Origin of the sequence: Alcanivorax sp. 97CO-5 (genome assembly GCF_000524665.1) — a bacterium.
Classification (GTDB): Bacteria; Pseudomonadota; Gammaproteobacteria; order Pseudomonadales; family Alcanivoracaceae; genus Alcanivorax; species Alcanivorax borkumensis.
The window spans coordinates 539,590-550,019 of the sequence record NZ_KI965877.1 but is presented as its reverse complement, the minus strand read 5'-3'; the positions used below and the strand labels follow the sequence as shown (position 1 = coordinate 550,019).

Annotated in this window: 8 protein-coding genes; 7 read left to right on the top strand and 1 reads right to left on the bottom strand. The window is 58.5% G+C overall.

Translation table 11 applies throughout. The features are described 5' to 3' along the window. The first annotated feature begins 14 nt into the window (after positions 1–14). The 3 genes from Y017_RS02420 (at position 15) to Y017_RS02410 (ending at position 5,174) form a co-directional block, all read left to right on the top strand. On the top strand, positions 15–362 hold the full coding sequence (locus Y017_RS02420) for a transposase (RefSeq protein ID WP_081737558.1): 348 nt from the start codon (positions 15–17) through the stop codon (positions 360–362). A gap of 114 nt (positions 363–476) precedes the next feature. Further along, positions 477–2,813, top strand: a complete 2,337-nt coding sequence (pbpC, locus tag Y017_RS02415; protein WP_035458593.1) for a penicillin-binding protein 1C — start codon at positions 477–479, stop codon at positions 2,811–2,813. A 141-nt stretch (positions 2,814–2,954) separates the two neighbouring features. Continuing rightward, positions 2,955–5,174: a molybdopterin-dependent oxidoreductase gene (locus Y017_RS02410; protein WP_035458590.1), complete on the top strand. Its 2,220-nt coding sequence runs from the start codon at positions 2,955–2,957 to the stop codon at positions 5,172–5,174. A 64-nt stretch (positions 5,175–5,238) separates the two neighbouring features. On the opposite strand, the gene Y017_RS02405 is transcribed toward Y017_RS02410, so the two are convergent. Further along, a complete protein-coding gene (locus tag Y017_RS02405; RefSeq protein WP_011588186.1) occupies positions 5,239–5,757 on the bottom strand; it encodes a lipocalin family protein in 519 nt (172 codons plus the stop codon). Between the two features lie 246 nt (positions 5,758–6,003). On the opposite strand from Y017_RS02405, the gene Y017_RS02400 reads away from it, so the two are divergent. The 4 genes from Y017_RS02400 (at position 6,004) to Y017_RS02385 (ending at position 10,108) form a co-directional block, all read left to right on the top strand. Next, entirely contained in the window at positions 6,004–6,639 is a 636-nt protein-coding gene (locus Y017_RS02400; RefSeq protein ID WP_035458588.1) for an SDR family oxidoreductase, read from the top strand. A gap of 360 nt (positions 6,640–6,999) precedes the next feature. Next, on the top strand, positions 7,000–8,526 hold the full coding sequence (locus Y017_RS02395) for a capsule assembly Wzi family protein (protein ID WP_035458585.1): 1,527 nt from the start codon (positions 7,000–7,002) through the stop codon (positions 8,524–8,526). A 20-nt stretch (positions 8,527–8,546) separates the two neighbouring features. Further along, complete coding sequence (locus Y017_RS02390) at positions 8,547–9,680, top strand: polysaccharide export protein (protein ID WP_081737557.1); 1,134 nt, start codon at positions 8,547–8,549, stop codon at positions 9,678–9,680. Further along, positions 9,680–10,108, top strand: coding sequence for a low molecular weight protein-tyrosine-phosphatase (locus Y017_RS02385; protein WP_035458579.1), 429 nt, complete (start codon positions 9,680–9,682; stop codon positions 10,106–10,108). The genes Y017_RS02390 and Y017_RS02385 overlap by 1 nt, the downstream gene beginning before the upstream one ends. Positions 10,109–10,430 lie beyond the last annotated feature (322 nt).

Here is a 10,430-nt window from a genome sequence, read left to right as displayed (position 1 = left end):
GCCACCCTTTCCGCATGAATGCCATTGTTATTCTGCCGGGCGATCTCCACTGCATCTGGACCCTGCCGGAAACGGACCATGACTTCTCAACCCGCTGGCGCTTCATCAAGGGGGGGGTCACAAAACATGGCCAAATCAGCACACCGATCTGGCAAAAGCGTTTCTGGGAACATACCCTTCGAGATGAGTATGATTTGCAAACTCACACCGATGACCTCTACTACAACCCGGTAAAGCATGGTTATGTCCTCCAGCCTGCCGATTGGCCTTACAGCAGCGTTCACCGGGACGTGGCCCGTGGCCGATATCCTGCGAACTGGGGCCGGGAATGGTCACTGCCGGAAGACGTTGGCAACGAATAATGCGCAATGTCGGATTACGCCTGTCAGGCTAATTCGACCTACTTTCCCGCTCGCAGGTCGTGTTAGGCGTAGCCGTAACCCGATACAGGGTTTTGCAACCGGCCCCCACCCGCGATGAAATTTCTGCGCCGTTCAATCCTTACCCTGCTGATTATCGCTGTGCCTATGGTGGTCGCGTTGCAGTTCTGGCCATTGCCCGAGCGGCTAACCCACACTCCGTACGCCACCCTGATGCTGGACCGCAATGATCGCTTGCTCGGGGCGCGTATTGCCGCAGATGAGCAGTGGCGCTTCGTTCCGGTGGAGGTGTTGCCGGACAAATACCGCCGCGCCTTGCTGAGTTACGAAGACAAGCGCTTCTTCGCTCACCCCGGGGTCGATCCGCTGGCGATTGCTCGGGCTGCCTGGCTCAATGCCCGTGCCGGCCGCGTGGTTAGCGGTGGCTCCACGCTGACCATGCAGCTGGCCCGGCTGCTGCGTGATGACCCGCCCAGAACACTGCCAGAGAAGGCCCGCGAGGCGCTGTTGGCGCTGCAGCTGGAATGGCACTTCAGCAAGGATGAGCTGCTAATCCAGTACGCTAGCCGGGCTCCCTTTGGGGGCAATATTGTGGGGTTACGCGCCGCCGCTTGGCGTTACTTTGGCCGGGAACCGGCGGCGTTGAGCTGGGCGGAAGCGGCGTTGTTGGCGGTGCTGCCCAATGCCCCCTCATTGATCCACCCGGGGCGAAACCGGGAACGATTACGGGCCAAGCGCAATGGGTTGCTCAATGACCTGCACGAGAGCGGAGCACTGCCGGCCAGGGACCTGCAACTGGCACTGCTGGAACCTTTGCCCGCTGCCCCCAAGGCGTTGCCCGCTAACGCCAACCACCTGCTGAACTCTCTCACCGCCAGTAGCGAACAACACCTGTTCCGCACCACTTTGGATGCAGACCTGCAGCACCGGGTGCGCGAGCTGGCGCGCCAGCATGGTCGGCGCTTAGCTGGGGAGGGCGTGCATAATGTGGCGGTGGTGGTGATTGATCACATCGAGTTGGCCACCCGCGCCTACGTGGGCAACATGACCCACGGCGATGCCCGCGAATACGGTGCCGCCGTGGATATCGCCAGTGCGCCGCGCTCCACGGGCAGCGTCCTCAAGCCCTTGTTATATGGCCTGATGCTGGACGATGGGTTGTTGCTGCCCGATACGCTGGTGCCGGATTTGCCTACCAATTATGGCGGCTTCAGCCCGGAAAATTTCGACCATGGCTACCGGGGCGCCGTCCCTGCCCATCAGGCGCTCAGTCAGTCCCTGAACATTCCCGCCGTGCGCATGCTGCGCGAATACGGGGTGGGGCGTTTCCATAACCAGCTGCAGCGCATGGGTATGACCACCCTGTTTCGTAACGCTGAAGATTACGGCCTCACCCTGGTGCTGGGTGGAGCAGAGGGGTCGCTTAACGAACTCACGGGTATTTACGCACGGCTGTTTGCTAGCGCCCGGCAGGCACCGGCTTACCCCGTGGCGGTGTTGCAATCCTCCCTTGCCAATCGAGAGCCCGGCAGGGCGGCACCCAGCCCTGTTCTTAGCCCTGGCGCTGCTTGGTTAACCCTGGATGCCCTGCGCCAGGTGGCACGGCCCGGCACCGCCCGGCAATGGCGGTTGTTCAGCTCCAGCCAAGCCATCGCCTGGAAAACCGGTACCAGCTATGGCCTGCGCGATGCCTGGGCCATCGGCAGTAATGGCCGCTACACCGTGGGCGTGTGGGCGGGCAACGGCAACGGTGAGCCGGCTCCTAGTCTGGGCGGCGCGGCCTCCGCAGCGCCGTTGATGTTGGACGTGTTCAGCCTGCTGGGGCCGGCTCGCTGGCCAGAGGCGCCCTTGGCTGATTTGAAAACCGTGCATGTGTGCAGTGACGACGGTTATCTGGCCGGGGGGCGTTGCCCCACGGTGGAGCGGCAGGCGCCGCTGCACAGCCATTTCGAAACCGTCACGCCGTACCATGTGCGGGTGCATCTGGATAGCAATGGCCAACGGGTGCATAGCCAGTGCGAGCCGGTAAGCGCCATGCGTCATCGCGATTGGTTTGTGCTGCCACCCGGTCAGGCCTGGTTCTACCAGCGCCGCCACCCGCACTACCGGCCGTTGCCCAGCTGGCGGGAGGATTGCTTAGCGGGGGCTCGGGCCATGGATAGCGAGCCGCCCATGGCGTTGATCTACCCCCATGCGGGCACCGCCATTTATATTCCGGTGGAGCTGAATGGTCGGCTGGGCCGGGCGGTGTTGCGCGCGGTGCACCAGCGCGCCGATGCCATCCTGTATTGGCACCTGGATGCCACTTACTTAGGGGAAACCCGCCATTTTCACGAATGGGCGCTCATCGCCGAGCCCGGCTGGCATACCCTCACGTTAGTGGATGATCAGGGGTTTCAGTTAAAGCAGCGCTTCAAGGTGTTGGGCAAATAAATCACCTTTATTGCCAGATTACGCTTTTTCAGGCCCTCGGAGCCCTTGGGTACATTCCAGCGATAAAACCCTATATTCACCGCGCCTTTTCTTCGCGAATCTGATAAACAAGAACTCTTCGCGCAACCAACGGGGCTACCGATGACACACCTTCACTACCACACCTGTAATTTATGCGAAGCCATGTGCGGTATCGAGGTAGAGCACAACGGAGATGACATACACGCTATCCGTGGTGACAAGGCTGACCCGTTCAGCCGTGGGCATATCTGCCCTAAGGCCGTGGCGTTGCAAGATTTGCATAACGACCCAGACCGCCTGCGCCACCCGGTGAAGCGCACCGCCGATGGCTGGGTGCCGATTAGCTGGGATGAAGCCCTGGATGAAACCGCCCAGCGGCTCCACGACATTCAGCGCGCTCACGGCAACAATGCGGTATCGCTGTACTTGGGCAACCCCACGGCACACAACCACGGTGCCCTGTTTATGTTGTTGCCGTTTACCTGGGCGCTGAATACCCGCCAGCGCTTCAGCGCCACCTCAACGGACCAGTTGCCCCATCAGCTTGCTACTTACCAGCTGTTTGGCCACCAGGCCCTGTTCCCGATTCCGGATATCGACCGTACCGATTACTTCATGATCCTTGGCGGCAACCCATTGGTTTCCAACGGTTCCATCATGACCGTCCCCGACGTGAAAAATCGCCTCAAAGCGCTGCAAAGCCGCGGGGGCAAACTGGTGGTGGTGGACCCGCGTCGTACCGAAACCGCCCAGCTGGCAAACGAGCATCATTTCGTGCGCCCGGGCACCGATGTGTACCTGCTGCTGGCGCTAGTGCAGGTGCTGTATGCGGAATTATTGGTGGCGCCGGGCCGTATCGATGGCCTGCTTGATGGCAAGCAAACCCTAGGGAAACTGGTGGCGCCCTGGACCCCGGAAAAAGTGGCTGGGGCGGTGGGCATACCCGCCGAGACTATCCGCACGCTGGCTCGCGAGATTGCTAACGCGCCCAGCGCGGCGGTGTACTCCCGCGTGGGGGTAACCACCAGCGCCCACGGCAGCCTCAGCGCCTGGCTGGTCTATGTGATTAACATCCTCACCGGCAATCTGGACCGCCAAGGGGGTGTCATGTTCACCAACCCGGCTTTTGATGTTGTTAGCATGAGTGGCCTGAGTGGCGATACCGGCAGCTTCGACGATTATCGCAGCCGGGTGAACGGCTACCCGGAGTTCGGCGGTGAATTTCCGGTCACGGCCATGGCCGATGAAATGCTGACGCCGGGGCGCGGCCAGATAAAAGCCTTTATTTCCCATGCCGGCAACCCGGTGTTGTCGTGCCCAGATGGCAACAAGCTGGATCGTGCGCTCAGTGGCCTGGATTTCATGGTCAGCATCGATCTTTACATCAATGAAACCACCCGCCATGCGGACATTATTCTGCCGCCCACCGGCCAGCTCGAACACGGCCAGTTCGACCCTATTTTTCAGGCGGTGGCGGTGCGCAATGTGGTGAAATACACGCCACCGTTGGTGCCTCGCCCGGAAGGCATGTTGCACGATTGGGAAATCCTGCTCGGGCTCACCTCACGGTTGAACCGTCTTAACGCCCGCAGTCGCCGCAACCGCTTGAAGTCCGCCGCCACAGATCGTTTTATCCGCACGCTGGGCGACCGGGGCATTATCGATTTGGGCCTGCGCCTGGGGCCCTATGGCAGTGGCGGAAAGGCCCTGGCTGAGCTGAGGGAAAAGGGCTTGCACACCCTGCCTAAAGTGGCTTGGCGTTTGCTGCGTGGCAACAGCGGTGGGCTAACGTTAAAGCGCTTGGAAGCCGCTCCCCATGGCATTGATTTAGGGCCGCTGGTGCCCATGCTGCCACAACGCCTTTACACCTCCAATCAACGGATCAATCTGGTTCCCGCCCTGTATCACCGGGCACTGCAAGGGCTGCCGGTGCCCGATGCTCCGCAAGGCAATCAGCTGCTGATGATTGGCCGCCGTCATCTGCGTAGCAATAATTCCTGGATGCACAACAGCCAACGGTTAATCAAAGGCAAAGGCCGTTTCAACGCCATGTTGCACCCTGTGGATGCAGAACGGTTGGGGGTGCAAGAGGGCGCAGATGTGCTCATTAGCGGCAGTGCCGGCAGCATAACGCTACCGGCCACCCTCAGTGACGACATCATGCCCGGTGTGGTCTGCGTGCCCCATGGTTGGGGCCATGATCGCGCGGGCGTTCAGTTGGGCATTGCCCGGAGTACAGCGGGCAGCAGCATCAACGATGTGCTGGGCACCGAGCAGGTGGAAGCGGTAACGGCCATGGCACAGCTCAATGGCATTCCCGTTACGCTGGCACCAGCATGAGAACACTGACCATAGGGCAGCGGAGGTGGCTACCCCGTTAGCCGGCGCGCGCCAGCAACAAACATCACCACAGCTGGGGTACTTTTTGCAGCTTGTTCAGGCTGTAACCGCGGGCCTTGGCGGTCTCCAGCAAGTGCTGGTAGGTGCTGGCTTCTATCTCCGGGCTGCGGGCCATAATCCACAGGTAATCGCGTTTTTCCCGGCCCACAATGGTGGCCTGGTAATCCGGGCTTACGTACAGCACCCGGAAGTCGGCCTTGAATGGCCAGAGGAACCGCATCCCCCATATCGCCGGGTTTTCTTCGCTCACAAACCCGGTGGGAGTCATGGTCTTCAGCTCACCCTCTGGGCCACCCTTACGGAAGGTAAAGGTGGTGGCAATTTCATTCGGCCCGGCCCGGCGGTACGTTTCCGTGGCGTTATAAGCGCCTTTTTCGGGAAAAGTAGGAATATTGGCAATCACATACCATTTGCCCATAAAACGGTCTAGGTCGAAGGGGGCGGCCACCTCAATGGGGGCGCGGGGCGTGCTTTGGCAGGCGTTGAGCATAATCAGGCTCACTATCAGTAGTATCGGGCGCATAAATGTCTCCATGACAGTGATGATCACGCCCTGAGGTGCAACATCGGGTGAATCCTAGTGATTGTGTAGGTCGACTTAGGTGTAGCCGTAAGCCGACAACCAAGCCCAGAATGATGAAATGTCGGATTACGCCTCTCAGGCTCTCTGTGCCCTTGGGTCAATCGGACCTACACACACCGGTTACCCTTGAAAGTCCTCCGCGCCATCACAACCCCTGTTATTAACCAACCGGAAAAGGAGACCCGCGTGAACGTTCTTATTGCAGGCGCAAACGGAAAAATTGGCCGCCGGCTGATTCCTCATTTGGCCGCCGACAACATCCACGTGACCGCCATGGTCCGCGATGCCGCCCAGGCACAGTCACTCAAAGAGCTGGGAGCCGCCGATGTGGTGGTGGCAGATTTGGAGGGCGACTGCCAGGATGCCCTGAAAGGGCAGCATACTGTCATATTCACCGCCGGTTCCGGCCCTCACAGCGGCCCGGATAAAACCATCGATGTGGACCAGAACGGTGCCATTTCACTGGTGGATCAAGCAAAAGAGCAGGGCGCCAGCCGCTTTATCATGGTCAGCTCCATGCGCGCAGATGACCCTGCCAGCGGCCCGGAAAAAATGCGCCATTACTTCGAAGCCAAAGGCAATGCAGACAATCACCTGCGCAGCAGTGGGCTAGATTATGTCATCGTCCGCCCCGGCAGCCTCACTGAGGAACCGCCGCTGGGGCACATCAGGCTGGAGAAGAAAATAAAGGGTTTCGGGGAAATCTCCCGAGAAGATGTGGCCAAGGTGCTGGCGGAAGTCACCCGAATGGAGATTCGTAACCAAGAGTTCGACGTCATCTCTGGTGATACCCCCATACGCGATGCCCTGCAAAGCCTTTAAGGCGGGCGCTTCATTCCATTGTCGGCTTAGGCTGCTACAGCCCAAAGGCCGTAAGCCGACCCTTCTGCTCTCTTCGCTTTGCCCCCCTTTCCCCTCGCTCTAGCGATAACAGGCTAACGGGCTAACGGGCTAACGGGCTAGTATCTCCTGCTAGATTGTTAGACAAAAAACGTTGCTTTTTCTAGCCGTATCCCTAGCGATCAAGGGGCCTGTGTCATTAATTCGTATTAATTACGTTGGTTTAGTATTGAAGACCATTCGCATTACGGTAAACAAACGGTAAAATGCCGCAGCTTGTCATATGGATGACAAAAAAAAGCATTAATAATTCGCCCCCATGATGTTAAACAGCTGGATAGGATGTCCGTAGTGCCGTTCTCTTTACGATCAACTCGTTGGTATTTTGCGGGCTTTGCCCTTTTGGCTGCAAGCAGCGCCCAGGCTTCTTCTCCATGGGTGTCGGCTGGTGATCTGGCTGCACGCCATCACATTGAGGTGCTGCAATCTCAAGGCTGCCTAGAGGGAGTGACGCTCAGCTGGCCGATCAGCTGGGCCGCCCTAATGAAGGGTTATCGCCTTGCCCGCCATAGCCTCCCGGAAGCGGAAACAGAACGCTGTGAAAACCAGCATGCCGCCTTCCTTGAAAAAGCCCTCCGCCAAGCCAAGCAAAGCACCCGTGGTGCTTCTATTACTTTGGGTGTGGCCAATCAAGAGCCCCTTTACACCAGCTTCGACACCCAAGTGGAAGATGAACAGACCAGCCAAGTGACACTTTATGGCATGGGTGATCGTTGGGCGGGGCGATTGGCCATCGGGTATGTGGATGGCGATCGCGACAATGAATATGTGCGCATGGATGACAGTTACCTAGCCGGTATTGTTGGCAACTGGCAGCTGGGCGTAGGCGCTATCGACCGTTGGTGGGGGCCGGGCTGGCAAAGCTCGTTGGCGCTTTCTAACAATGCCCGCCCGATACCCGGAGTGTGGCTGTCTCGGCAAATGCCGCTGGCTCCGCAAAGCCCTTGGCTCAGCTGGATAGGCCCTTGGGATTTACAGTTTATTGCCGGGCGCCAGGAACAAGACCGGGCTGTGCCCGATGCCCATGTGCTAGGTGCACGCTTTGTCTTCAAGCCGCTGGACTCGCTACAAATCGGCCTCACGCGGCTGGCTCAGTGGGGCGGGGAAGGGCGTCCGCAGAACTTTCAGGCTTTCTGGGACGCGACCATTGGCCGGGATAACGGCGAATCGTCAGGTTTCGATGATGATGACCCCAGTAATCAAATCGGGGGGGTGGATTTTCGTCTGTCGTTGAACCCCGGTGATGTGCCACTGGGGATTTATGGCCAGTTCATTGGCGAAGATGAAGCCGGTGGCCTGCCCTCCAAGCGATCGTCTCTCGCCGGTATCGATATAGTCACCGGCTGGGGAAAAGGCTCCCAGCGTTTCTTTGCTGAAGCCACCGAGACCGTGGCGGGTAGTTGGTTTGGTGATCGACGCCACGATGTTATGTACGAGCACAGCACCTACAAGACCGGTTTCCGCTACCATGGCCGTAACCTGGCCAGTACTTGGGAGGGTGACGCCAAAGTCACCACCCTGGGTGTACAGCAGTTTTTCCGTAACGATGTGACGGTCTCTCTGAGCCTTTCCCGAGCGACCCTGAATGACGGGGGGAGCACCCGCGCAGTGCTGCATATCGATGGGGACGAAATTCTTCAGGCCGCAGACGAACAAGACATCACGCTGGCCGAATTGCGCATCGGCCACCCCCTACTGGGCGGCCGGCTGAACTGGTTGCTTTCTACTACGAATGAAGCCGTAGTCACCTATGAAAAGCGGGAGCGGTTTACCGCTGGCCTTCAGTGGACCCGCGACATCAATTGGTAACAGAGTTTATGCAGGTATTTATGAATCCACTCGGTAAATTTTTGGCTGCTGGCCTGTTGGCATTATTGGCAGGCTGTACAGCAGTGCCGGGTTCCCATATTTCCACTTCGCCGGGCTGGTTTCTCGATGAAGACGAAAGCGCAGAACAGGCAGAGCCCCTGTCGGATGTGGTGCAAGTGCATGCGATCACCACCAACGTATTAAAAGCCGAGCCCCAAGCCAGCACCCAGCCAGCGCCGGTGCTGCTCGACGAACCGCAAGACTATGATTACGTGGTTGGCCTGGGGGATGTGCTGCAAATCACTGTTTGGGATCACCCTGAGTTAACCATTCCGGCGGGCTCCATGCGTAGCCCGTCAGAATCGGGTAACTGGGTGCATAACGATGGCACCATCTTTTATCCCTACGTGGGCAAAATCAAAGTGGTTGGCCTACGGGTTACCGAAATCCGCGATCTCATTGCCAAACGCATTGCCCAATACATTGAAGACCCGCAAGTGGATGTCACCATTGCCGCCTTCCGCAGCCAGCGCGTGTATGTTTCTGGTGAGGTAAAACAGCCCGGCGCTTACCCAGTCACCAACGTGCCCCTGCGCCTGCTAGATGCGGTGAATTCATCCGGTGGGCTCACGGAAATGGCCGACTGGAACAATGTGACCCTTACCCGTAACGGTAAGGAGCACACCCTGTCGCTGAAAGCCGTGTACCAGGAAGGTAATCCCGCCTATAACGTATTGCTGCGCCCCGGCGATGTAGTGCACGTGGCCCGCAACGACGATAACAAGGTGTTTGTGTTAGGCGAAGTAGGTAAGAGCCAGCCCGTGCCCATGACCCGTAACGGCCTCACCCTGGCAGAGGCCCTGTCTGCTTCCGGCGGTTACACCCAAGATACCGCCGACGCCCGTGGCATCTTCGTGATGCGCCGCGCGCCCGAGGGCAGTGAGCATTTAATTGATCTTTACCAGCTTAACGCCAAGGACGCTACAGCCCTGATTTTGGCCGATGGCTTCGAGCTGCAAAGCCGAGACATTGTTTATGTCACCGCCGCGCCGCTGGCCCGTTGGAACCGCGTAATCAAAAATATCCTGCCCACCTTCCAAACCATTTACTACGGGGCTCTGTCGGCAGACAGGGTTAGGGATTTGGACGAGTAATGTTTAACCGTATTCTGGTGGTGTGCGACGGCAATATTTGCCGCAGCCCCACCGTGGCCGCCATGCTCCGCGAGCTAAAGCCGGAAAAGACCGTGTCCTCTGCCGGCCTAGTTGGGCTGGTGGGGGAGGGTATGGACGCCACCGCCCGCGCAGTGGCGCAAGAAAACGGCTTAGAGTGTGGCGCCCATGTGGCCCGCAAGTTGAATAGCGAATTATGCCGCGATAGCGATTTAATCTTGGTCATGGAAAGCCGCCAAAAAGAACGCTTGGGCAGGGCGTTCCCCGAAGCCAGCGGTAAAACCTTCCTACTAACGCATTGGAATGGTGGCCACGACATTCCCGACCCCTTTAAGCGAGGCCGGGATGCCTTCGAAAGGATCTACCCGGCCATGCGTGAGGGCACAAAAGCCTGGGCTGCAAAGCTGTAGAGGCCCCTTTCTATGACACAACTTTCTATGGCCCAAATAAAATGGGTAGGCGCTCTGTTATTGGGTGCGAACATAGTAGACGTCTCCTCCTAAGGGAGGAGCCATGTGCTAACGTAGAAATAATGCAAAGGGTATAAGGCGAAAAGGAAAGTAAGGCCATAGGAGCGGCGATAGGATAGGGGCGACGAACAAGGCCGCAATAGAATAATAGAATCACCTCGCCAAGGCGTGAGTTCGCCGCAGCAAAGCACCTCCCAGAGGCCTCACACCCGGTAACTTGGCGCAAGAACGGAACGAGATTGCATCTTAAAATGAGTAAGAG